19 protein-coding genes are annotated in these 24,169 nt (G+C 62.3%); 7 read left to right on the plus strand and 12 right to left on the minus strand.

What is annotated here, in order from left to right; genetic code table 11:
* Positions 1-116: 116 nt before the first annotated feature.
* The 5 genes from ACFQDI_RS09935 to ACFQDI_RS09955 are packed head-to-tail and all read left to right on the plus strand — an operon-like array spanning position 117 to position 5,832.
* Positions 117-2,102 (plus strand): ABC transporter substrate-binding protein, encoded by a 1,986-nt coding sequence (locus ACFQDI_RS09935; protein WP_377165998.1) that lies wholly within the window; start codon positions 117-119, stop codon positions 2,100-2,102.
* Positions 2,103-2,105: 3 nt separating this feature from the next.
* Positions 2,106-3,317 (plus strand): STAS domain-containing protein, encoded by a 1,212-nt coding sequence (locus tag ACFQDI_RS09940; RefSeq protein WP_377166000.1) that lies wholly within the window; start codon positions 2,106-2,108, stop codon positions 3,315-3,317.
* Between the two features lie 3 nt (positions 3,318-3,320).
* The gene (locus ACFQDI_RS09945; protein WP_377166002.1) at positions 3,321-4,250 is read left to right on the plus strand and encodes an ABC transporter permease; all 930 of its coding nucleotides are present in this window, start codon (positions 3,321-3,323) and stop codon (positions 4,248-4,250) included.
* A 6-nt stretch (positions 4,251-4,256) separates the two neighbouring features.
* Positions 4,257-5,069, plus strand: a complete 813-nt coding sequence (locus ACFQDI_RS09950; protein WP_377166004.1) for an ABC transporter ATP-binding protein — start codon at positions 4,257-4,259, stop codon at positions 5,067-5,069.
* A 7-nt stretch (positions 5,070-5,076) separates the two neighbouring features.
* Positions 5,077-5,832: an anti-sigma factor antagonist gene (locus tag ACFQDI_RS09955; RefSeq protein WP_377166006.1), complete on the plus strand. Its 756-nt coding sequence runs from the start codon at positions 5,077-5,079 to the stop codon at positions 5,830-5,832.
* Here ACFQDI_RS09955 and ACFQDI_RS09960 read toward each other — a convergent pair.
* Genes ACFQDI_RS09960 through ACFQDI_RS09995 form a run of 8 tightly spaced genes read right to left on the minus strand, consistent with a single transcriptional unit; the run spans position 5,801 to position 15,998 of the window.
* Positions 5,801-7,180: a PP2C family protein-serine/threonine phosphatase gene (locus ACFQDI_RS09960; RefSeq protein WP_377166008.1), complete on the minus strand. Its 1,380-nt coding sequence runs from the start codon at positions 7,178-7,180 to the stop codon at positions 5,801-5,803. The two genes, ACFQDI_RS09955 and ACFQDI_RS09960, sit on opposite strands and share 32 nt — an antisense overlap.
* A gap of 48 nt (positions 7,181-7,228) precedes the next feature.
* Entirely contained in the window at positions 7,229-8,485 is a 1,257-nt protein-coding gene (locus ACFQDI_RS09965) for a hypothetical protein (protein WP_377166010.1), read from the minus strand.
* A complete protein-coding gene (locus ACFQDI_RS09970; RefSeq protein WP_377166012.1) occupies positions 8,482-9,741 on the minus strand; it encodes an MFS transporter in 1,260 nt (419 codons plus the stop codon). Before ACFQDI_RS09970 ends, ACFQDI_RS09965 begins: the two co-directional genes overlap by 4 nt.
* Positions 9,742-9,764: 23 nt before the next feature.
* Positions 9,765-11,216 (minus strand): DUF1501 domain-containing protein, encoded by a 1,452-nt coding sequence (locus ACFQDI_RS09975; protein WP_377166014.1) that lies wholly within the window; start codon positions 11,214-11,216, stop codon positions 9,765-9,767.
* Positions 11,216-13,828 carry a PSD1 and planctomycete cytochrome C domain-containing protein gene (locus ACFQDI_RS09980; RefSeq protein ID WP_377166016.1) on the minus strand — a complete coding sequence of 871 codons (2,613 nt, stop codon included), beginning with the start codon at positions 13,826-13,828 and terminating at the stop codon, positions 11,216-11,218. The genes ACFQDI_RS09975 and ACFQDI_RS09980 overlap by 1 nt, the downstream gene beginning before the upstream one ends.
* A gap of 53 nt (positions 13,829-13,881) precedes the next feature.
* A complete protein-coding gene (locus ACFQDI_RS09985; protein ID WP_377166017.1) occupies positions 13,882-14,340 on the minus strand; it encodes a NanQ anomerase/TabA/YiaL family protein in 459 nt (152 codons plus the stop codon).
* Between the two features lie 19 nt (positions 14,341-14,359).
* On the minus strand, positions 14,360-15,703 hold the full coding sequence (locus ACFQDI_RS09990; protein WP_377166019.1) for a hypothetical protein: 1,344 nt from the start codon (positions 15,701-15,703) through the stop codon (positions 14,360-14,362).
* 55 nt (positions 15,704-15,758) lie between these two features.
* Positions 15,759-15,998 carry a ferredoxin gene (locus ACFQDI_RS09995; protein ID WP_377166022.1) on the minus strand — a complete coding sequence of 80 codons (240 nt, stop codon included), beginning with the start codon at positions 15,996-15,998 and terminating at the stop codon, positions 15,759-15,761.
* Between the two features lie 87 nt (positions 15,999-16,085).
* Between ACFQDI_RS09995 and ACFQDI_RS10000 the strand changes: the two genes are divergently transcribed.
* Positions 16,086-16,997: a LysR family transcriptional regulator gene (locus ACFQDI_RS10000; protein ID WP_377166023.1), complete on the plus strand. Its 912-nt coding sequence runs from the start codon at positions 16,086-16,088 to the stop codon at positions 16,995-16,997.
* On the opposite strand, the gene ACFQDI_RS10005 is transcribed toward ACFQDI_RS10000, so the two are convergent.
* Entirely contained in the window at positions 16,994-18,427 is a 1,434-nt protein-coding gene (locus ACFQDI_RS10005; protein ID WP_377166025.1) for a DUF1501 domain-containing protein, read from the minus strand. The two genes, ACFQDI_RS10000 and ACFQDI_RS10005, sit on opposite strands and share 4 nt — an antisense overlap.
* 122 nt (positions 18,428-18,549) lie before the next feature.
* Here ACFQDI_RS10005 and ACFQDI_RS10010 point away from each other — a divergent pair, with 122 nt between their 5' ends.
* Entirely contained in the window at positions 18,550-20,136 is a 1,587-nt protein-coding gene (locus ACFQDI_RS10010; protein WP_377166027.1) for an MFS transporter, read from the plus strand.
* A 9-nt stretch (positions 20,137-20,145) separates the two neighbouring features.
* Here ACFQDI_RS10010 and ACFQDI_RS10015 read toward each other — a convergent pair whose 3' ends face one another.
* The 3 genes from ACFQDI_RS10015 to ACFQDI_RS10025 all read right to left on the minus strand — a co-directional run bounded on the left by ACFQDI_RS10015 (position 20,146) and on the right by ACFQDI_RS10025 (position 24,148).
* Positions 20,146-21,798: an L-lactate permease gene (locus ACFQDI_RS10015; protein WP_377166030.1), complete on the minus strand. Its 1,653-nt coding sequence runs from the start codon at positions 21,796-21,798 to the stop codon at positions 20,146-20,148.
* A 110-nt stretch (positions 21,799-21,908) separates the two neighbouring features.
* Positions 21,909-23,180, minus strand: coding sequence for a PQQ-binding-like beta-propeller repeat protein (locus ACFQDI_RS10020; RefSeq protein WP_377166033.1), 1,272 nt, complete (start codon positions 23,178-23,180; stop codon positions 21,909-21,911).
* On the minus strand, positions 23,177-24,148 hold the full coding sequence (locus ACFQDI_RS10025) for an alpha/beta hydrolase (protein ID WP_377166035.1): 972 nt from the start codon (positions 24,146-24,148) through the stop codon (positions 23,177-23,179). The genes ACFQDI_RS10020 and ACFQDI_RS10025 overlap by 4 nt, the downstream gene beginning before the upstream one ends.
* Between the last annotated feature and the right edge of the window lie 21 nt (positions 24,149-24,169).

Raw genomic sequence — 24,169 nt, forward strand, 5'->3', positions numbered from 1 at the left:
ACGACGTGACTGGCGGGAGACTTGCCACTCCCCGCTCAGAAAATCTGGACGGCGGCACACCCGATTTAGGGAAATCGCGTTGAACTGCGTCTGCTTCCTGCTCTTGATAGCGGCCGATGGTTCACACTCTCCGTCGCCTCCTGCTGGGCATCTTTCTGATCATGGCCGCCGCCAGCGTGCTGCTGCTGTCCGACCTCGGGTCACGCGTGAAAAGCACGGCGGCACCCAAGCCCGGCCGGACCATGCGCGTGGCGCTGCTGCAGCATGCCTCTCAGGCCATCCTGGACCAGGGACGCGAGGGGATGATCAGAGGCCTGAAGGAGCAGGGCTGGGAACAGGACAAAAACCTGGAGCTCAAGCTCTACAATGCCGAGGGTGACAATGCCGTCTCCCAGACCATCGCCAAAGAGATGGCCGGTGGCGGCTATGATCTGCTGATGACGATCAGCACCGTGTCTCTGCAGGCGGTGGCAAACGCAAACAAGGCAGGCGGCACGCCGCATGTGTTTGCGCTGGTCTCAGATCCCTCGGTGGCAGGCGTGGGTGTGAGCAAAACGAATCCGCTGGAGCACCCGGCGCACCTCGCGGGCTTTGGCACCATGCAGCCAATCGCGCAGGCGTTTAAGGCCGCACGCGAGATGAACCCCGCCCTGAAAAAAGTGGGCGTCGTGTGGAATGCGGCGGAGGCCAACTCCGAGGCGCAGGTGAAGCTGGCGCGTGTGGTTTGCAAAGATGTGGGCATTGAGCTGATGGAATCCACCGTGGACAACTCCTCCGGCGTGGCCGAGGCGGCGGCGGCGCTGGTCGCACGCGGTGCGGAGGCCATGTGGATGGGCGGTGATGTGACGGTGATGACCGCAGCGGAGAGCCTGATCGCCACCGCAAAAAAAGGCGGCGTGCCTTCCTTTACCGTCATTCCCCCAAATGTGAAAAAGGGCGCGCTGTTTGATCTCGGCGCGGACTATCTGGAAGTGGGCCGTCTCGCAGGCAGCCTCGCGGGTGAAGTGCTCAATGGCCGCAAGCCGGGCAGCGTGCCGATCGTCAATGTGATGCCTGAAATGCTGACGGTGAATGTGCAGGCAACCGCAGGGCTGAAAGACACTTGGAAGATCCCCGAGGAAATGCAGAAGCGCGCAAAGATCGCCATCGATGCAAACGGCGTGGAGCATGTGGCAGCAGCCGCAGAAGTGCCGAATCCCACCGGCAAGAAGTGGAAGATTGCCATCGTGAACTACATCGAGTCCGGCCCCTCCGAAGACACCTCCTCCGGGATGAAGGCCGCGTGGAAGCGCAGCAAGCTCGTGGAGGGCAAGGACTACACCCTCAGCTACCGCTGTGCGCAGGGAGACATCGCCTCCCTGAGCGGCATCTTTGATGCGGTGCTGACAGAGAATGCGGACATCATCGTCCCGCTCTCGACACCCTCCCTGCAAACAGCCGTGCAAAAGGTGAAGCAAACACCCGTGGTGTTCTCGCTGATCGCCAATCCCATCGTCGCAGGCGCAGGAAAAAGCTACACAGACCACCTTCCCAACATCACCGGTGTCTCCGTGCTGGCTCCTGTGGAGGAGGCCATGGCAATGATCCTGAAAAACTTCCCGCAGTACAAAAGACTCGGCACCCTTTTCTGTCCGGCCGAGGCAAACTCCGTCGATCTGAAGGAGTCCTTTGAAAAGCTCTGCAAAGACCACGGCCTCACGCTGGAATGCGTGGCGGTGAACACTTCCAGCGACCTCGCCGATGCGGCGCTCTCGCTCGTGTCGCGACCCATCGATGCGGTGGTGCAGATCTCCGACAACCTGAGCAGCACCGGATTCAACGCGATCACCAAGGCCGCACGTCAAACACAGAAGCCGCTCATCAGCCTGAACAGCACCACCGTCCCGCTGGGCGCGGCGATTGCCATGGGCCGCGATTACTACAACACCGGCGAGGTCACCGTGGAAATGATCGAGCGCGTGATCCGCGGCGAGGATGTGTCCAAAATACCCTTCATTCTCCCGCCGCGTGTGTTTTTCAGCGCCAGCCCCGCCAATGCCGCCGCCGTGGGCATGACCCTGCCACCGGAACTGCTCAAGCAGGCTGACAAAGTGAACCAGTAACCCATGGAAATCTCCCGCCAAACATCCGGTGATCTCATCATTCTGCGCCTCGCGGGGCGGCTGGATGCCAACTGGTGCAACCACGTGGAATCCGCGCTCTCCGCCACCGTGCGCGACGGCGAGCACCGCCTGCATCTGGACATGAGCGCGGTCAGCTACATCAGCTCCGCAGGCATCCGCGTGCTTCTGGCCTGCCACAAGCAGCTCCGCGCCATCAATGGCCTCTTTGGCGTCATCCGCCCGTCTGAGGCGGTGCGCTCCGTGCTGGAACTTTCCGGCTTGCAGATGCTCATCACCTCGGAGACCGCCGCAGCAGCCACCGAGGATGCCGGTAAAAAACTGGCCTCCTCAAGCGCGGCGTATGAGCTCTTCCCGCTCGGTGGTGGCGGCATGAAAATCGAGACCGTGGGCGAGGTCGCCACGCTGGCCCGTGGCTGCACAGACACACACCCTGCCACAAGACGATTTGATTCAGCCACGGTAGCTCTGGGCATGGGCGCACTGGGCGGCAGCTTCGCCGAAAACGCCGCACGCTGTGGCGAACTGCTGGCGGTGGCAGGTGTGGCGGCCTTCCAGCCTGCGGACGGCTCCAGCCGCCCTGACTTCATGCTGAGTGAAGGTGCTCTCGTTCCAGAGGGACAGCTCGTGCTCGGCCTGTCCGCTCAGGGTTCCTTCAGTTCCCTGCTGCGCTTTGAAGCCAACGACGAAGACCGGCGCATCGGCCTGACGGAGCTGATGCAGACAGCGCTCGAATCCAGTGGTGCTAGTGCGGCGGTGGTCGTGGCGGTGACAGAGACGGCGGGCCTAGTCGGCGCCTCTTTGCGTCAGTCTCCGGCATCTGACGCAGGTGCTGCAAATGAGCGCTTCGGATTTCCGCAGATCCGCGACTGGCTCTCCTTCACCAGCGAGCGCTCATTCCGCGACAGCACCTCGCTCATGGTCGGCGTGATCTCAAAACCAGGCTCCGCCATCGATGCCCTGCTGCGCCCACTGGCGCGCGGCACCGAGCTGCTGGGGCACATCCACGCCGCCGTGTTTCCTTACCGGCCGCTGCGCAAAGGCCTCATTGATCTTCAACCCGCCGTCACGAGCCTCTTCGACGGGCAGGCTCTTCAGAGCGTTCTGCACCTGATCTCCGATCCACGCGGATTCAACGGCGCGGGCGAGAGCGAGTTCTACCGTGGCGCAGTCTGGATCGCACCCATCATCACCTAGAGCATGACCCTTCTCATTGGCGCATTGATCATCGGCCTCATCCTGGCGCTTCTGGCGCTGGGGGTTCTGGTGTCGTTCCGCATTTTCTCGATGCCGGACATCACCACGGACGGCTCCATCACACTCGGCGCGTCCATTACGGCGGTGCTGCTTGTGAAAGGCGTGAACCCGGTGTTGGCCACCGCAGCGGGAGCACTGGGCGGCGCGGCAGCGGGCGCTGTCACGGGCGTGCTGCACACCAAGTTTAAAATCAACTCGCTGCTCTCCGGCATTCTGGTGATGACGGCGCTGTATTCCGTGAACCTGCACATCATGGGCCGCAGCAATGTGCCGCTGATGCAGGCCACCACGCTGGCCAGCTACGGCGAGAGGCTGGGCGAATGGCTCGCTGGTGGGAAAACCATCCACATCCTGGGCTGGCCGGTGGCTGCGGCAGATGCTGCGGTGCTGTTCCTGGCGCTCGTTTTCAGCTCGGCCGCAGGGGCTGCGATGTTCGCCTTCTTCCGCACGCAGATCGGCACCGCCATGCGTGCCACGGGCGACAACGCCCAGATGATCCGCGCGCTGGGTGCCAATGTGGAGGGCAACATCATCCTCGGCCTGGCGCTCTCGAACGGCTTTGTGGCCCTCTCCGGCGCGCTGCTGGCGCAGTACCAGGGCTTTGCAGACGCGCAGATGGGCATCGGCATGGTGGTGTGGGGGCTGGCCAGCGTGATCATCGGCGAGGCGCTGACAGGCACACGCAGCCTCGGCATGAACATCATCGGCGCGATCATGGGCTCGGTGCTGTTCCGCCTGCTCGTCGCCATCGCGCTGCGCTGGGGTTTGAATCCGAACGACCTCAAGCTCATCACCGCGCTGTTTGTTTTTGCAGCGCTCGTGCTGCCCGGCTTCATCGAACGCTGCAAACGCAGGCCCACCTCCGCCACCTGACCCGCCATGCTCGCGCTTTCCGGCATCCGCAAAACTTTCCACCCCGGCACGGTCAATGAAGTCAGCGCGTTGCGGGGTGTGGATCTGACCATCGAGCCCGGATCGTTTGTGATCGTGCTCGGTATGAACGGCTCGGGCAAATCCACGCTGCTCAACGCAGTGGCGGGTTCCTTCTTTGTCGATGAAGGCAGGATCGAGCTCGCGGGGCATGACGTCACAAAATGGCCGGAGCATAAGCGTGCCCGGCTGATCGGCCGCGTGTTTCAAAATCCCTTCAGCGGCACCGCCCCCACAATGTCCATCGCAGAAAACTTTGCGCTGGCCTGCAGGCGCGGGCAGTCGCGTGGTCTGGGCTGGGCCCTGGCCCCCACTCTCATGCAGCCGCTGCGCGAGCGCATCGCCACACTGAAGATGGGTTTGGAAGATAGATTGGACAACGCCATCGGCTCCCTCTCTGGCGGCCAGCGTCAGGCGCTGACCCTGCTGATGGCCACCTGGCTGAAGCCCGAACTGCTGCTGCTGGATGAGCACACCGCAGCGCTCGACCCCAAAAGCGCGGACCAGGTCATCCAGCTCAGTGATGAGGTGATCCAGCGCGACAAGCTGACCACGCTGATGGTCACGCACTCGATGCAGCAGGCCGTGAGCCTGGGCGATCGCATCATCATGATGCACCGCGGCCAGGTGCTGCATGACATCCGTGGCGCCGAAAAGAAACGCCTGCGCCCCGAAGACCTGCTGGACCGCTTTGATGAAGTGCGCCGTCGCGAGCTGCTGGATGAAAGCGCCGCCGCCATGCTCAACGAGCTCTACATTTGATACCGCTGTGTCTGCGAAATCACAGAGCCTCACCATCGCCGCAAATCTCGCCGAGCTGGCGCGGGTGATGCAGATGATCGATGACTTCAGCACCCGCATGAGCATCGGCGCGGCGGATGTCTCCGCGCTGCATCTGGCGCTGGAAGAGATCGTCACCAACGTGATCACCCACGGTTATCAGGGAGACGCCACGCGCACACTGAGCGTGCAGATCGAAGCAATTGCAGCAGACCGCATACGTGCCTCCGTGACGGACGAAGCCACAGCCTACAACCCACTGGCCAGACCCGAGGTCAACACCAGCCTGCCTCTGGAAGCACGACCTGTGGGCGGCCTGGGTGTGCATCTGGTGAGAAAGCTGATGGATGTCTGCCTCTACGAGCGCCGTGAGGGGCACAATGTCTTCACCGTCGAGCGCCAGCTGGGACGTGCCGCAGGCGCGGCTGCCAGCATGAGCATCGCGGCCTCCAGGCTGGCCGCATCCGCCACCCTGACTCTCACCGGCCGTCTGGATGGTCTCTCCAGTCCTGATCTGGAGCGGCAGGTCAGCGCACTGATCACCTCAGGCGTGCGGACGCTCACGTTTGATCTGTCCGGCCTTGAATACGTGAGCAGCGCAGGGCTGCGCGTTTTCATCATCGCCGCCAAGAAGCTCAAGGCAGGCGGCGGAGAGGCACGTTTCACGCATCTCACGCCCGCCGTTTACGAGGTCTTCCACATCTCCGGACTGCTCACAGCACTCGGCGTAGTGCCACGAGCGTGATGTCATCCGCCTGCGGAGCCTCGGCCTGATGCGTGAGCACCGCCGAGACGACACTCTGCACGATCTGCGCACTGCCAGACACAGCACCTCCAGCAAGACACTGCTGGATGCCTGCGCTGCCAAAAAGCACATCCTTCGGATCCTGCGCCTCCGAAACGCCGTCTGAGTACACCAGCAGCGTCTCACGCGGCGCCAGGGTGTGGTGCTGCGTGGCATACGCGGTCTCTTCAAACACCCCCAGCGGCGCAGCACGCGGTCCATCCAGCCAGACGAGGCTGCCCGTATCTGAAATGACAGCCGCGAGCGGGTGCCCCGCATTGGCCCAGGAGAGCGCTCCGGTGGCCGGATCAAAAAACACCGCGCACGCTGTGACAAACTGCATCGTCTCATTGCGCTCGCAAAGCAGTCGGTTCACATGCGCCAGCAGCTCTCCGGGATCGCGCAACTCGCGCGCGAGAGTGCGCACCGCCATCGCCGCCAGGGCCATGAAGACAGCGGCAGGCACCCCCTTCCCTGACACATCGCCCACGAGTGTGAAGAAACGTCCGTCCGGCAGGAAGAAGCCATCATAAAGATCACCGCCAGCCTCGCGTGCCGGTTTGATGAAAGAGGCAAAATCCACACGCTGCTGTTCAGCGGTGGTGAGCGGCGGCGGCAGCAGACTGGACTGAATTTCACCCGCAATGCGCAGCTCGCTCTCGATGGCCTCACGTGCGGCGGTCTGCTGCTGCAGCGCGGTGATGTGCTCTTGCAGTCGATCCGCCAGAAACTCCATCGCCTGCGCCACCGCCCCGACCTCATCACTCCTCCTCGCTTCTTTGACCACCCCTGCACGGTCCCAGCCCGTGGAAGAAAAATCGCTGGTGGCCAGACCGCGCAGTGCATGCGCGAGACGGGCCAGCGGCTGCTTCAGCTCCATGTTGCTGAAGACCACACGCTCGGAGATGAGCGAGGCCACATGCCGGTGCAGCGCCACCGCTAGTTGCGGATGCAGCCTCTCCGCCTCTCGCAGCCGGGCCGCAGTCAGGCGCCACAGCTTGACCGCACTGACTGCCTCCACCGAGGCCGTGCGCGGCTCGGAACGATACAGCGCCATCTCTCCCAAAAACTGCCCCGGCCCCAGTCGCCTCAGCTCGGCACGCCCCGCACCCTCCACCTCCAGCACCACCGCCAGCGTGCCTGACTCGATGAGAAACATCGCATCAGCAGTATCGCCCTTGCGAAACAGCACCTCTCCAGGCGCTAGCGATAGAGTGTCCATGAACTCCATCCAGACACTCTGCCCCGAGGCATCGGGCGCAAACGCAGCCAAAGATGCGGCAAGTGTGGGAGACAGGGCGGGAGTCACACCCTTGTTTTCTCACGCCACCGGCCCCGCTGCAACTGGGATGCAGGTCTATTCACGCCAGTAGAGCGACTCCTTGGGCACGGTGTATTTGACATCCAGCTCCGGAGTCTGGATGACCTCGCCTTTGCGATAGAGAGACTCCACCGCAGCAATCAGCACCCCTGAGGTCAGCAGCGTTCGCTCCACGGGATAAGGCGCACGATTCTCCAAAATCATGTCCTCGATGTGATGAATGAGCGGATTGAAGAAGTCCGCCGTGGTCGAGCTGGAGCCCGGCATGGGCAGAAACATCTGGCAGGAGGTAATTTGCCCGGTTTCGCTGTTGAGTCCGGCGTAGTTGAAGTCACGCACCGGCAGCATGAAGAGCGTCGTATGGAAGCCGTCGCGATGCTCGATGAAGTAGGCAAAGGCATCCGGGAAAACCTTGCGCGCCCAGCCGAAGCTGACGGGCTCCAGCGGATACCCCTCCACCGGCCAGGTGTGGCTGCGGGAGAGCGCGGCGGCGAGCAGGCGCTGCGTGTTCTTGCGCGTGGCCGCATGCTCCCACATTTTTTCTCCGCGCAGGGCCAGCACGCTTTTCACTCCCGCCTCGCCACCACGGCGTCGCTCGGACATGCACTGCGCGGTTTCGAGTCCGTGATAGTCGTATTTTTCGATGCCGCCGTAGCCGACGGCCACGCTCTCAGACAGCGGCGTCCCCCACGGGATGTCCACTGCAGGCAGACGGCGTGTGACAGGCAAGGAAGAGCCCGCAAGGAAGGGAAAGCCGAGCCGTTTCGCATCGGCCACCATCTCGGTGCATTTGCTCCACTCAGTGGAGAGATGCTTGTCGTTAAAGACCGGTACGCTTCGACCGCTGGCCTCAAAGACTTTGACGATCTCTTTGAAGAACTCGTAGCGCGGGTAAAGCGTCTGCCCCTTTTCGTTTTCAGGGTAGTCACCGTGCTCACCGATGAGGACGACTCCATCCACAGCCAGCTTGCCGGTGCCGAGCGTCAGCGCATCGGCGATGCTGGAATAGATGGGGATGTGATAGCGCTCCGAGCGGCCCCGCGCGAGGTCAGTCTCAGGGAATTGTGCGACGTAGAGCGAGACGAGATCCGTGCGCGGCGGCAGCCACTGTCCGGCCCAGACATAGCCCATGGCAAGGCGGTCCACGAAATGCATCGCGTGCGAGTTCTTGAACATCACCGTGGCAATCAGCGCGATCTTTTTTCGGCCACTTGCTGGAGCAGCATGGGCAGTGGCCGCTGCTGCAGCGCCTGCCATGAGAAAGGAACGACGGGTCCAGGATAGGGTGCTCATGAGGAGGATGTGTGACGGTCGGATTTGCTTTCCCAAAACAGCCACAGCGGCAGCACCGCGATGAGCGGCAGGCAGGAGGCCAGCATCAGCCCCTGATCAAACGACTGCGTGCGATCCGCGAGCTTCCCGAAGAACTGCTGCGCCTGCGCCGGCAGCACCCACGCGACGACTCCTGCAATGCCGGTGATCTTGCCCTGATGGCGACCTGAGAGATCCTGCGTGAAGGCGTGATACAAAGGAAATACCCCCAGCGCCCCGGCTCCCGCGAGCATAAAGACCACCAGCAGCCCCCAGCCATGCGCCAGCCAGGGAGTCAGCGCGCAGGTGGCGCACAGCAGCCCGCAGACGGCAAAGACCAGGACCCGTGCGGCATGCACGGACATCCGCCCCCTCCCCAGCCAGACTGCGAGAGCCCCCGCACCTATGCAGCCAACATCCGTGGCAAGATACCACGCCGAGGTAAACCACAGCGTCTCCGCCTCCGAATAACCATTCCCCTCCTGAAGTATTTGGGGCAGCCAGGCGCGCAGGATCTGCCAGGTGGTGTTGATGCAGGCGATGACCACAAAGACAATGATCATGCGCCGGATAAAGACCGGGCTCCAAAGACCCGCACCTTCTGCTTGCGCTGACTTCTCTTCACGCCCAGGCGCGGGCAGATCCGCACTGCGCACCAGCGCAAACCACAGCACCAGCCAGCCAAATCCTGTGATGCCGACAACCTGGAACGCTGTGCGCCAGCTGCTGAGCTCGGACGTCATAAGAACCCCCATGATCAGCGGCGTGATGATGGCCCCCACCGAGGTGCCGCTTTGCAGCACGCTGTTGCCAAAAGAGCGCTCACGCGCGTCCAGCAGCGCCCGTGTGGTGCGGATGCCGCAGGGCCAGTGACCGGCTTCGAAAAAGCCGAGCGCCATGCGACACCAGACAAGCTCCTGTTCATTGTGCACAAAACCCGTGGCCAGTCCGGCCAGCGACCACATCGTCAGCACGATGGCGTAAAGCCAGCGCACGGAGAAACGATCCGCCAGCCAGCCAAAGACGATGGACCCCGCCGCAAAGGCGTAGGCGAAGACGGCCTCGATGTGACCATACTGTTCACGCGACAAATGAAACTCCTGTTTGATGCGCACCGCCGCATTCGCCAGCGTCTGGCGGTCCATGTAATTGATCGCCGAGGCAAGCAACAGCAGTCCGCAGATGGTCCACTTCCACGCCGCCGAACGATGCAATGGATTCGAGGCGGCGGCGGTCATGCTGGATGATGAGAAGTAAAAGACTAGGCCAGCAGCTGATCCACCACCTTCGCACCCTGGTTGTCCGTGAGCGAGGCGGCGAGGCCGTTGCGCTTGTAGGTGAGCTTGGTGTGGTCCAGGCCAAAGGTCTTCAGCAGCGTGGCGTGATAGTCGTAGTGCTTCACTTCATCAATGATGGCCTTGTGGCCAAATTCATCAGTCTCGCCGTGCACGTAGCCTTTCTTGAAGCCGCCGCCGGCCATCCACATGCTGAAGCCATAGGTGTTGTGGTCGCGTCCCCACTTCTCACGCCCGGCGTCGTTTTGCAGCACGGGCAGGCGTCCCATCTCGCCGCCCCAGTGGACAACGGTGGTGTCCAGCAGGCCACGCTGTTTGAGATCGATAATCAGCGCCGCGCTGGGCTGGTCGGTGGCCTCGCAGTTTTTCGGCAGCGCCGTGATGAGCGAGCCATGCTGGTCCCAGGACTGACCGGCATTGAGCACCTGCACATAACGCACGCCACGCTCCACCAGACGGCGGGCGATGATGCAGCGCGTGGCGTAATCCTTGGTGATCGGATTGTCCACCCCATAGAGTTTCCGGACGTACTCGGGCTCCTTGGAAATATCGAGCGCCTCTTTCGCAGCGACCTGCATTTTCGCCGCAAGTTCATAGCTGGAGATGCGCGCCTGCAGATCCAGCTCGCCCGGATGCAGGGCCAGATGATCTTCGTTAAAGGCCTTGAGCAGGTCCAGCTGACGCTGCTGCGGCGCACCGGCGAGCGATGCTGGCGGATCGAGATTCAAAATGCGCGGCTCTGTGGCGCGTACCAGCGTGCCCTGAAACAGGGAGGGCAGCCAGCCATTGGTGAAATGCTCGCCGCTAAAAGTGGGCAGGCCGTTGGGGTGAGACAGCACCATGTAGGAGGGCAGTTCATCCGTCTCGCTGCCCAGACCGTAGGTGAGCCAGGAGCCCAGCGCAGGGCGGCCCGCGGTGATGCGGCCCGCATTCATGGCATAGAGACCCTGCGCATGATTGCTCACACCGGAGGTCATCGAGCGGATGAGCGTGATCTCATCCACCACTTTGCTCAGGTTTGGCAGCAGCTCGCTGATCTCCATGCCGCACTGGCCGTGCTTGGCAAACTTCCACGGCGAGCCAAAGCACTTCGCCGATGCTTGCGCGAGGTTGTCATACTTGATCTCTCCGGGAAACTTTTGCCCGTGATACTTGGTGAGCATGGGCTTGGGATCAAAGAGATCCATCTGTGAAGGCCCGCCCATCATGAAGAGCGAGATCATCGCCTTCGCCGTCGGCTCAAAGTGCGGCTTCTTCGGCTTGAGGTCGTAGCGCGTCTCTCCCGTGACGCTCTCGGGCTTCACAGGGGCGGCGAGCAGACCTTCCTTCTCAAGCAGCGAGGCGAGCGCCAGCGTACCAAGGCTGTAGCCATTGGCATGCAGGAAGTGACGGCGGGAGCAGAGCTGGGGGCGGTTCATTATTCGACGTAGAGAAAGCGGTTTGAGCTGCAAAGGATCTGGCAGAAGCTGGCCATGGCCTCCTGCGGCGGATTGGGCACGACACCTTTCGGATGCTGGATGTCGTGATGATACTGCGTGAGCGCCTTGGTCTGCTCATCCAGATAAGCAATGCCACGGGCCACATCGGACTGCGTAGCGGGCTTGCCAAAGAGCAGCTCCCACACGCGCTTGATCTGCTCCACGCGGTTGCCGGGAGCCTCGGTCTGCAGGAGGTCCGCCAGACGGCGGGAGCTGTCGAGCACAAAGGTGTCATTCATGAGCAGCAGGGACTGCGGGGCCACGGTGGTCTGCGCACGCACCTCGCAGTTGGGCGTCATGATCGGCGCATCAAAGGTGTCGAGCACGGTGACGGGCTTGCTGCGCCGCACCTGCACGTAGATGGAGCGGCGGAAATCATCCGAACCGCCGGGATCAACCTTGTTCACGGTGATGGTGCTCTTGTCGATGCCGGTGACGACGCGACCCTGGGCATCGCGGCCGATGCCGCTGGGCGGGCCATAGCTGGACTGCACCAGCGTGCCGGTGACGGCCAGCATGGAGTCCCGCAGCGTCTCAGCATCGAGACGGCGCAGCTTGAAACGCGCGTAGAACCTGTTTTCGAGATCGCCGTGCAGCGAGGCCTGATTGACCGAAGACTGGCGATACGCGCTGCTCAGGAGAATGAGGCGATGCAGAGGCTTGAGCTTCCAGCCGCTTTTCACAAACTCATCCGCCAGATAGTCGAGCAGTTCAGGATGTGTGGGCAGCTCGCCCTGGCGGCCAAAATCTCCCGGTGTGTTCACGATGCCGCGCCCCATGTGGTTCATCCAGAAACGATTCACCAGCACACGTGCCGTGAGCGGGTGCTTGCCGCTGGTGAGCCACTGCGCGTAGGCCAGCCGTCGGCCGCTGGAGCCGCTGCTCACAGGCACCGGCTTGAAGGGCTCGATCTGCGGACTGGCGAGGATGCTGAGCTCTCCCGGAGTCAGCGCCTGCTTGGGCTGATCATGATCACCACGGTTGAAAAGCTTGGTCGCCGGCACCTGCCCCTTCACTTCCGTCAGCGCCATCACAAAGCCTTCCGCAGGTTTCGTCTCACGCAGCTTTTTGGCCTCGGCCATCTTGGCATCCACGATGTCCTGCTTCTTCTTGTCGTAGAGATCCAGCGAATAGGTGGCCAGCGCGGAGGGATATTTTTTGATCAGCGCCTTCTGCTCCGGCGTCTGCTTGGCCACAGGCGTGTCACGGGCCACGCGGAAGGCGGCCTGCTCGGCCTCGGGCACCTTCTTGATCTCGACCTCAAAGATCTCATCGAGGAATTTTTTGCTCATCGCGCGCGCTTCAGCCTCGATCTCCTTGGCCTTCACCTCGATCTCGGCGGCCTTGGCGCGCTCCTGAGGGGAATACAGCGAATACAGGCGCTGCGCTGGCGCACGCCACGACTCCCAGTTGTAGGCGGGATCCAGCACGGCGCGCAGGCGGTAGTAGTCCACCTGGGTGATGGGGTCATAGCGGTGATCGTGGCACTGGGCGCATGCAACCGTGAGGCCCATGAGCGACGAGGTCATGACTTTCATCTGTTCCGCAATGACCTGGTTCTTCGCCAGCTTGGCATCATCTGGCGCGTCTCCCGTGCCATCCGGCGCCATGCGCAGGAAAGCGGTGGCGATGAGCTGGTCGGTGCGGTGCGGGTCCAGCACGGCCTGCTGGTAATCCGCATGCGTGGCGCCTGCCAGTTCATCTCCGGCCAGCTGCTCCTGGATGAATTCATCCCAGGGCTTGTCCGCATTCATGGCCCGAATGACGTAGTCGCGGTAGCGCCAGGCCTGCGGGCGCACCGAGTCGGCCTCGGAGTAGCCGTTCGAGTCGGCGTAGCCCACCACGTCCAGCCAGTGGCGCGCCCAGCGCTCGCCGTAGTTTTTGGAGGCCAGCAGCCGCTCCACCAGCTGCTCATAGGCCAGCGGGGATTTGTCATTCACAAAGGCCTCCACCTCCTGCGGCGTGGGCAGCAGGCCGGTGAGGTCCAGCGTCACACGGCGGATCAGCGTGCGGCGGTCGGCCTCAGGCGCAAAGCTGAGGCCCTGCTTGGTCATCGACTTGAGCAGGAAGGCGTCCACCGGCGTGCGCACCTTGCGGTTGTCCACGTCCTTGGGCACGGCGGGGCGCTTCACCGGCTGAAAGGCCCAGTATTCACGGTCATCGTCTGAAATGATCGGCCCCGGCGCAAGCGCCAGCGGCTCCGGCTTCGCCGTCTTAGCGCCCTGCGCGATCCATTGCTCAATAATCGCCAGCTCAGCCTCGGAGAGCTGCTTGCCTTTCTTGGGCATCTCGCCGTTTTTGATCAGGCGCACCAGCTCGCTCTGCTCCGGATGCCCCGCCACGACGACCTGGCTGCCGCCATCCAGCTTCTGATCCATGAAGCGGCGCAGGCGCAGGTCCACGCCGCCTTCGGGTTTCTCCTCCTCGCCATGGCAGTGGGTGCAGTGCGCCTTGACGATGGGACGCACGTCTTTTTCAAACGTGAGCAGGCGCTCAGCGCCACGGGCGGTGACGGCGAGCGAGCAGAGGAAAACGGCAGACGGCAGCTTCATTGAGGGGGTAATGGTTTACCTACGCCCTCAGGAAGCCCGTTTTTGCCCGCGATTTACTCCACCGCCACTTTGATCACCACTTTGAACACCTGCTCCGGCTTTTCCCACTCGATGCAGGGGGCGTGCGCGTCCTGTGGGTAAAGGATGGCAAAATGGCCGCCGCTCATGTGCAGCGGAGTCACATCAGGAATGAGCTTCCACAGCGCAGCCTCCTTTTCCTCATTGTAGGCCATCGTCTCCTCCTTCATCGCCGCCAGCGGGGCCCAGAGGATGGTCTCGCGCCCGCTGTGGATGAACTGGATGTCGATGTACTTCCGGTGCGCCTCAAACTTCGCCTTGTCCAGCGTCTTGGTCTCATAGGTCTGCACCAGCGCAAAACAGTGGTCCCCGTCGATGTCAAACCGCCCCAGCGGCTGCGTGCCATCCACCGTGCGGAGATAGGCAAAGGCCTTCGCAAAACGCGAATTCAGAGACTCATAGCGGGCGGAGTTGTCGAGGGTGTCGAGGATCATGAGGCCGATAAATACCGAGTCACTTTGCGCGGAGCAACTCGACAATCGTCTCCCGCATCACCTTTTCCGACTCTGGTGCCGCAAAGGCCTGCGTCGGCTCATAGCCGCCTTCGGCAAACGATTTTTCCAGCGGGATGTACCCCGGCCCGCCGTCCCCATAGCTCGCCGTGGCGACAAATCCGCCAGGCCGTTGCTGCTGCGCAAAGAGCTGATACTCGATGAAAGTCTCCCCCGGCAGATGAAGCAGGCACACATCATCTCCCAGATGCAGGCTGGTAAACTGGACCGGCACGCCTGCGGCGCTCTGCCGGGCGAAGCCCGCACGAAACGCCGCGCTGATGCGCGTCGCGGCCGCAGCCGTGGCATTCTCACACACCTTCAGCATGCGCTCCTCGGGAAACTCAGGGTTCGCTTTCATCACCACCGGACGCGCCCGCCACTCCATCCGGGTCAGCGGCACTCGTTTCATCTCCTGCTCGGACTTCACCATCGCCGCATGGATGTTCTCACCCAGCCTCACCCGGGCCTCCTGGCTCGCATCATTGTATTTGCCCGCCCCGATGTTGCCTCCACAGCCGGTGAAGTAAAGATGCGGCACTCCATCATCCTGCGTACGCTGCTCACGTGCGGTGCCCACAAAGTCATACGTCACCATGCCATCGCCATAGTAGCTCATGGGGTGTGTCGCGTAGTAGTGCAGCACCGCGATCTTCTTCTCGCCGTTCCAAAAGCTGACCGTCTTCAGCAGCGGATCCACCAGTCCTTCCGGCAGCGCCTGCAGCGCCGCATCCTTCGTCGAGCTCAGCCGCATCTTCGCCACCTTCCCATCGTCACCCATGATGCGGCGGTTGGACGCCACCTTCTCCACCGCCGCCTCTCCATGCGCCACGTGCGTCACCGGCTCCGCATTCTTCAGCCCCGCCTCAATGCTCGCCGCCACGCCCTTCAGCGCACGCTCCGCCCACTCAAGATCCATCACACTGGGCGGCGAAGTAAAACCCGCCAGAAGCCGGTGCGACGCTGCATCGCCAATCGGCGCATTGTGCTGGTGCAGACTCTGCACCGCCACACGCTCCGGCGTCGTCCCAGCGGCCTTGGCAAGCACCTCGCGCCAGTGCACATGATCCCCTGCGCGAATCTCACACCAGTCCACCGCACACAGCACCACCGGCTTGTCATCGCTCAAAATCACCACCCCCAGCGCCAGCAACGGCTCACTCACCCCCGCCACCGGCTTCACCAGCCCCCCGCACAACGGCGCGCCGACCGGAGGCGTAACGTCCGCACGAAAGGTCGCCAGCTTCAGCGGCGCAGCAAACGCCGGGAGCGTCAGCAAGGATAGGAGGATGACGATCTTGTGCATGGATGCTGCCTACCTACGCAGCGAGGAAGGCAAGTTCACAAACAGACTGCGAATTTCATCCCGCATCGTCTGTCTGCCCGATCGATTCCGAAGGGCAGCTCTCAAGAGCCTCCAGGCAGAGCTGGATTTCCTCCTCCGTCACCGGCTGGCGGAAAACGTAGCTCTGGCCGGTGTCGTCATCGCGGCGGAAAAATTCGGGGGCATGGTCTCGGCAGAGGTCGCAGTCGATGCAGCTGCTGTCGACGTAGAAACGGCCGGGGGCGTTTTGATGGAGACGGTCTTCGATGTTGGGCATGGGTGAACGCGGGGTTGTCCGCGTCGCTGTTCTCGCACGCCCATGTATTTGCGTGAAATGCATTAAAATCAGGTATTGTTGCACTTGATGCAACAATACCTCGCCAGAAAGCCCTTCGATCTCTACGCACTGCATCTGTTTCATCTCGTCGCCAAGCACCGCAGTTTCACACGGGCCGCACGCGAAGCGGGGCTGTCTCAGAGCGCGCTCACCCGGCAGATGCAGTCATTGGAGGAGCGCCTTGGCCTGACACTGATCAACCGCACCACACGGTCTGTCGAGCTTACCGAAGCAGGCCGTTATCTCACGGCCGAAGCCACTCGGCTGATCGGCGGCGTGGCATCTGCGCTGGACGGCCTTCAGGCTGAGTTTGGCTCCGTGCGTCCTGAAGTCCGCGTCAGTGTCTCGCGCACGCTGGCCATGGCGCACATTCCGGGGCTTTTCCACGCGAACCATCAACGCCATCCCGAAGTGATATGCCGCGTGAGCTACAATGCCAGCAGCGCCATTCTCACCGCCCTGGAGGCAGGAGAGATCGACATCGGGGTCCTGTGCCATCCTTCACCGCTGCCGGACTCCGTCAAAATCACCCATCGCTTCAAAGACGCTTTTGAATTGATAGCCCCTGCTGCGCTGGCGGCCAATGCCCCCGTCAAGAGAGCCGCATCGTTCAAGCTATGGCTGGCCGCGCAGTCCTGGCTGCATATCGCCCCAGCAACAAACACCGGCAAAAATCTCCGCCGCTGGCTGAAACGCCAGCAGCTCGACCTCCATCCCGCGATGGAATTGGACAGCTTCGACCTCATCATCAACCTCGTCGCCTCCGGCTTCGGCCTCGCCTTTGTACCACGCCGTGCACTAGCCCTGTATCGAAGGAAGGAATCGATTGCCAGGCTGCCTTTTCCTGAGCGATTCGAGCGTGATGTCGTGGCTGTGACAAGACGGCATCGCAAGCTGCCCCGGCATGTGGAGCAGTTTGTGGGAAACATTCTATTTTAACCCACCAATCCCCGCACCACCTGCCCATGCACATCCGTCAGTCGGCGATCAATCCCGTTGTGCCTCACCGTAAGCTGCGTGTGGTCAATCCCCAGCAGGTGCATCATCGTGGCATGAATGTCGTAACAGGTCGTGGGATTCGCACGATCCAGTGGCTTATACCCCCACTGATCACTTTCACCCACGGTGACACCGCCCTGAATGCCGCCGCCGCAGAGCCAGTTGGTGAAGACATAGGGGTTATGATCCCGCCCTTTGCCTCCCTGCGTGCTCGGCATGCGGCCAAACTCGGTGGTCCACAGAATGATCGTTTCCTCCAGCAGCCCGCGCTGTTTCAGATCCAGAATCAGCGCTGAAACCGCCTTCGCCATGCCCCAGGCGAGCGGGCCGTGATCGCGCTCCACGTCTTCGTGGCTGTCCCAGTTTCGGCGCGGAAAGCCGTTGTCATTGCCGCTCCAGATCTGCACAAAACGCACCCCACGCTCCAGCAGGCGGCGCGCAGCCAGACACTTGCGCCCCATGTAGTCGGCTTCTTCTTCAGCGTTGATCTCGCTGGGCCAGACTTTGCGATGCTCCTGGATGCCATACATCGCCTTCATCGCGTCAGACTCCTTCGAAATGTCCAGTGCCTCCGGCGCGGCCAGCTGCATCTTGGCGGCCAGCTCGTAGCTCTGGATGCGGCTCTCCAGCCGCGAGTCCGTCTCGTGCATCGTCAGGTGCCTGCGGTTGAGCTTTTCCAGCAAATCAAAGCCCTCGCGGTCAGACTTCGCGCTGATGTACCGCCCCGCCTTGTGCGGAAACAGGTCCGCAATCGGCGTCTCCGCACCGGGATAAATGATCGTCCCCGCATGCTGCGAGGGCAAAAACGCACTGTCCCAGTTCTTCGGCCCGTTCGAGGCAAAACCGCGATGATCCGGCAGCACCACAAACGTCGGCAGGTTGTCGCTGAGAGAGCCGAGCGCATAGCTCACCCAGCAGCCCACCCCGGGAAAACCCGGCAGGTTAAATCCCGTGGCCTGCAGCAGCGTGCCCTGGGAGTGCACGCCCGTCTTGCCCACCATGCTGTGCACAAAGGCCATGTCATCCGCACACGCACCGAGCGGGGCCACGGCATCGCTCAGCATCTTGCCGCATTGGCCGTAGGGCTTGAAATCCCACACCGGTTTTTTCCAGGGGCCGAGCCCGTTCTGAAAGGCCTCCACCTTCTCGCCAAAGTCGGCATCTTCACCGTGGTGCTTGATCAGGGCGGGCTTGTAGTCAAAGAGATCGATATGGCTGGCCGCACCCGCCATGAAAAGCTGCACCACACGCTTCGCCTTCGGCGGCACCACCTGCGAGCGGTGCGTAGTCTCCGCAGCGGCCAGCGAGTGAAACGCGAGTGCGCCAAAGCCTTGTCCGGAAGTCTGCAGAAGCTGGCGGCGGGTGAGCATGGCGGAAAAGTAGCCATGAATACGGCGGCAACGAGCATGGCTTTGTCACGCAATCGCGCGAGATGTGGCAAGAAGCGGATTGCACAGTCGCGCAGCCGCGCCAAAACGTTACCTAGTTACCCATGTCCGCCTGGTCCCCGCTCCGCAATCGTGTCTTTCGTGCCATGTGGCTGGGCAGCGTGGGGTCAAACATCGGCACCACGATGAATGACACCGCCGCCGTGTGGACCATGACCACCATGACGAGCTCGCCGTACCTCGTCTCCTTGATGCAGACAATGTCCAGCCTGCCGCTTTTCCTGCTGGCCCTGCCCGCCGGAGCCATGGCGGATCTGGTGGACCGGCGCAGGCTCATCCTCTTTGCGCAGGCAGGCGCGCTTCTCACCGCAGCAGGCATGGCACTGCTGGCCTGGCATGGCGCGCTGACGCAGACACTGCTGCTGCTGGCCACGTTTCAGCTCGGCGTAGCGTCGGCTTTCACCATGCCCGCCTGGCAGGCGCTGATCCCAGAAGTGGTGGGGCGCGAGCAGCTGCCGCATGCCATCGCGCTCAACGGCGTGGGCTTCAATATTGCCCGTTCCCTCGGTCCCATCCTGGGCGGCCTGCTGCTCGCCGCATTGGGGCCTGCACCCGTGTTTGCGCTCAATGCGCTCTCCTTCATCGCGGTGATCGGCGTCATGTGCACCGGCAGCTACATCGCCACCCCGCGCAGCGCGCAGCAGGAGCAGATGCTCGGTGCCATGGCGGCGGCGATCCGCTATGCGCGGCACGCCCGCGCGATGCAGGCGGTGCTCTGCCGGGGCGGCATTCACATGTTTGCCGCCGTGGCGCCCGTGGTGCTGCTGCCCGTCATCGTTCATTCACGTCAGTGGTCGGCCTCGGACTTCGGCGTGCTCATGGGCTGCTATGGCGGCGGCGCCATCCTCATGGCACTCCTCTTCCTGCCCCGGCTGCGCGAGCGCTTTTCGTTCGACCACGTGCTGCTCGGTGCCAGCGTGGTCTCTGCGGCTATGACCGGAATCCTTGCGCTCGTGCCTGGAAAGATCGCCATGGGCCTCGTGCTCTTCGTCACAGGCGCGGCCTGGATCAGCGGCATGAACACCTTCAGCGTCGCATCCCAGAGCGTCTTCCCCAACTGGGTGCGTGCACGCAGTTCCGCGATTTATCTGGTCGTCATGCAGGGCGCCTTTGCCATCGGTGCTCTCACCTGGGGGCAGCTCACCAGCCATCTCAATGCGCCGGTCGCACTCGGCATTGCCGCGGGTTGCCTGCTCATCAGCGCGCTGCTCGCACGCCTGCTGCCCATCAGCCATGTGGAAAAGCTGGACCTCAATCCCTCCAACCACATGCTGCCGCACAGCACGCTGAGCACCGAGCCGGCACCCAGCGACGGCCCCGTCCTCATCACCATCGAGTACCACATCGACCCCAAGGATGCTCCCGCCTTCCGCGCCGCCATGTTTCACCTGCGCGAGGTCAGGCTGCGCGACGGTGCCTTTCGCTGCTCTCTTTTTGCAGACTTGGAAGACCCCACTCACTTCCGCGAAACTTTCCTCGTCGGCTCCTGGGCGGAGCATCTGCGGCAGCATGAGCGTGCCACCATGGAGGATCAGCGCATCGAGCAGGCGGTGCAGAGCTTTCACAAGGGACCTGAGGCGCCGCGCGTGCGGCATCTGCTCATGGTCAATCTGCGCGATGTGAAGCCCTGAGCACGCCCCTCATCGGGCGCCCGCCACCGTCCACGGCAGCCAGTACGCCTGCACCATCACCAGCACTCCCATGAGAATGGCCAGTGCGATGCTGTGCCAGAAGACCGCACGCAGCACCGTGCCTGCATCCGGACTGTCAGGATGCCCCCCAGTGGCCACGCTGGCCACCACGATGCTCTGGGCGTCGATCATTTTCCCCATCACACCGCCGGAGCTGTTCGCCGCCACCATGAGCGAAGGCGAGAGGTGCAGCTGCTGTGCGGTGACCTGCTGCAGATTGCCAAAAAGCACATTGGAGGACGTGTCGCTGCCTGTGAGTGCCACCCCCAGCCAGCCGATGAGCGGGGAGAAAAATGGGAACAATACGCCCGTGCCTGCCAGCATGAGGCCCATCGTGGTATCCGTGCCGGAGTAGCGCGTGGTGTATCCCAGCGCCAGCATGAGCGCGATGGTGAGCAGCGACGTGCGCACGCGCCACAGGCAGCGGAGATAGATCCCCACAAGGGACGAAAGGCTGACCCCGAGCAGCAGGCCGGACACCGTGCCTGCCAGCAGCAGCGCGGTGCCGGTGGCTGAAAGGTAGTTGAAGGTGAACGCGGCTTTTTCAGGCTCGGGCTTGGGCACAACCGGCGGCATTTTCTGAACCGCCAGATGCAGTGGCGCCACTGGCATGATGGGTGCCTGCCATGTGCTGTGCGCCTTGGTGCCGGGCCTGTAGCCATTGAGCACCTCTTTCGCAAACGGCATCGTCCACAAGCCCACAAAGAGGGAGAGCATGATCCACGGCGTCCAGGCACGGAAAGGGCGCTCGCTTTTCACCACTTGCTGTTTCTCGGCAACAGCAGAAGAATGCGGCCTCCAGAAACGCAGCAGGATCACCATGGCAGCCATAGAGAGCAGCCCTGCGGCGATGTCCACCAGCCACGGACCGTGAAAGTTGGAAACCAGGAGCTGCACGGTGCCAAAAGTACCGCCGCACACTAGGCATGCAGGCCACACCTCCACCATGCCACGCCATCCGGCCTGCGCCGCCACCAGCCAAAACGGCACGATGAAAGAAAAAATCGTCAAATGCAGACCCACGATGGCACTGAGCACATGCAGATCCAAACCGGTGACGTCTGCCAGGGTTGTGAGCGGGATGCCGAGAGAACCAAACGCCACCGGAGCCGTGTTGCCAATAAGTGCGAGCTTGGCCGCCTCCAGCGGTTTGAAACCCAGCCCGATCAGCATCGCGCCCGTAATGGCCACAGGAGCCCCAAAGCCTGCACATCCCTCGACAAACGCGCCAAAGGCAAATGCGATCAGCAGCGCCTGGATGCGCTTGTCTCCGGCCAGCCCGGCGATCTGCTTTTTCAACACCTCAAACTGTCCCGTCTCCACCGAGATCTGGTAGATGAAGATGGCATTCAGCACGATCCAGCCGATGGGAAACAGGCCAAAAACCGCCCCCAGGCCGCTGGCGGTGAGCGCCAGCTGAGCCGGCATGTGAAAGACAAAGACCGCCACCAGCAATGCCACGACCAGCCCCGCAAAGGCCGCGATGTGCGCCCGCACATGCCAGAAGGCCAGCAGGCCGAGCAACGTCACCACAGGCAGTGCAGCCACCAGCGATGAAAACACCAGATTGCCGAGAGGATCGTAGTTTTGAGACCAGGTCATTGAGTTAAGGAATGTGCATCACGGAAAATCCCCATCATATGTTTCACCTCAGTGCCAGAACCAAGCATTTTAAGCTGTTCGGGACATCTCGCTCCACCTTTTGCACGCTATCACGGCTCATTGCTGGTTAACGAGGCCCGGACCAGCTCACCACCGTTATGGATCAAAATATGGCCATTGGCATACGCAGGGGGCGGCCAGATGAGCTTGCGCCCGGCGAAGGGCTGCACGGGATCGACCACATGCACGCGGCTCAGCTCTTGGTAACCGTCACGACTGAGCCGCGCGCGGATGAGATTCCCCTGATCGGTAAAAATGAGTGTGGAGTCACCATTCGGCGTGAGTTGAATCGTGCCCCCCTGCCCTTTGCCGGTCACCTGATCGTTGTCCCACAAGATCTTGCCGTCGTTTGCGTCCAGGCACACCAGATGTCCGTTCGTTTTGCCGGAGAAAACGCAGCCATCCTGCAGCAGGGAGATGGAGCAGGCGCTCAGCACCACCTTGGTGGGAGAGCGGCCCTCCGGCCAGAGCACCGTGGCGGCGGGTTTGGCGGCATCCAGCTGAAACATCAGCCCGCTGATCAGCAGCCTGTCACCACGCTGCATGGGTGTGGCAGAGCCATATTGGTTGGTGGTGTCGATGTCCTCACGCCACCAGACTTTGCCGCTGGCGGGATCCAGCGATGTCACGGCTTTCGGTGTCCACACAATGAGCTGCCGCTGACCGCCCGCGCTGATCACCAGCGGTGAAGCGTAGGTCCACGGATCATCCAGCGCACGCCAGATTTCCTTGCCGGTCTCCAAATCAAATGCCACCACCGTGGCTCCACTGCCAGCACCAATGGGCAGGATGAGCAGGCCGCCCTCAATGAGCGGCGAGGGCGTGGTGCCGGTGAATTCCTTGGTGCCAAAGTCCTGCATCAAGTTCCGATGCCACAGCATGCCGCCTTTTTCCGCATCCAGGCAGAAGAGATCTCCCATCTGCCCCAGGGCATAGATCTTGCCGCCATGCACGATCGGTGTCGCATTGGGCCCGCTGTTCTGTTTCGAATCAAAGGCCCAGTCGGGATAGGTAACATCATAGGCATGCCGCCAGATCTCTTGGCCGGTCTTTTCGTCCAGGCAGCGCAGGCACTCATGCGCCTTGGGCTGCTGCAGCTCCGCACCGTGCAGGTACACCCTGCCGCCTGCCACCACAGGACTCGCGAGGCCGCTTCCCACGTTGATTTTCCATGTGGTTTTGAGCCCCTCCTGGGGAAAAGTCTGCATGATGCCAGTCTCACTCCAGACCGCATCGCGATTCATACCTCGAAACTGCGGCCAGTCATCCGCATGGACCGTGAACACAGCACCTGCCAGAAGGACCAGCGCATGGCATTTCATGGGGCTTTGAGGTTTGAGTCCAAATGAAGATGAAACCAGTCCGCCGCGAGCTTCGTGGCCTCTTCAAACTTTTCCTTGTACACGCCGTAATGGCCGATGCCTTCCAGCACGTGGTATTCGCTCTTCACGAGGTTTTTCTGCAGGAGCTGAAAGGCACGTCGGCCATTTTCCTCATTGCTCATGAGCTCCTCCTTTTCGGCCACGATGATCATCGTGGGAGCGGTGATCTTCCCGGCGGCTTCAACGGCGTTGTAGCCCAGCCCCTTGGCGGGATTGGCGCGCATCTGGGCATAGGTGGCCATTTTGCCGCCGAGCTTCCCGGTTTCGATCGGCACGGGCTCTGTCTCGCCGCGTGCCTGCTTCACGGCGAGTTCGTTGGCGTACTTCTGTGCGGACTGAGGGCGGCCGCCACCCATCCCGGGCACCTGGGAGACGACACATTTCACCCTCGGATCGTTTCCTGCCACCCAGACCACTAGACCGCCGCCATAGCTCGTGCCAAACAGCCCGATGCGCTCCTTGTCCACGCAGGGCTCGCCCATGAGAAAGCTGATGGCGCAGCGAATGTCGAGCGTCTGGTCCGCCATGTCCATCTGCCAGCGCACGGGCCGTGCTTTGACGGTGACGGTGCCGTCGGCGTCCGCTTTGGGCATGGGCTCGGGCAGGGTGAGCTTGCAGTCGCTTTCCCCCCAGCCGCGATAGTCAAAGGCGAGGACGACAAAGCCCTCCTTCACAAAACGCCTGGCGTAGAGCCCGCCATTGCCCTTCTTCACCCCGGCGGTGCCTGCACAAAACAGCACGGTGGCGCGCTTTTCGCCTTCTTTGAGATCACGCGGCACATACAGGTCTCCCGCCATGCGGGTGCCGTCGCTCCAGATGGTGACGTGGCGGATTTCGGCATCCGGCTGCTGCGCGTGCAGACAACAGGCAAAGGAAGCGGCAATCAGTGCAAGGAGGTGCAGTCTCATGGCGGTGGGTGCATGGAACGT

The organism is Prosthecobacter fluviatilis (assembly GCF_042655725.1).
Classification (GTDB): Bacteria; Verrucomicrobiota; Verrucomicrobiia; order Verrucomicrobiales; family Verrucomicrobiaceae; genus Prosthecobacter; species Prosthecobacter fluviatilis.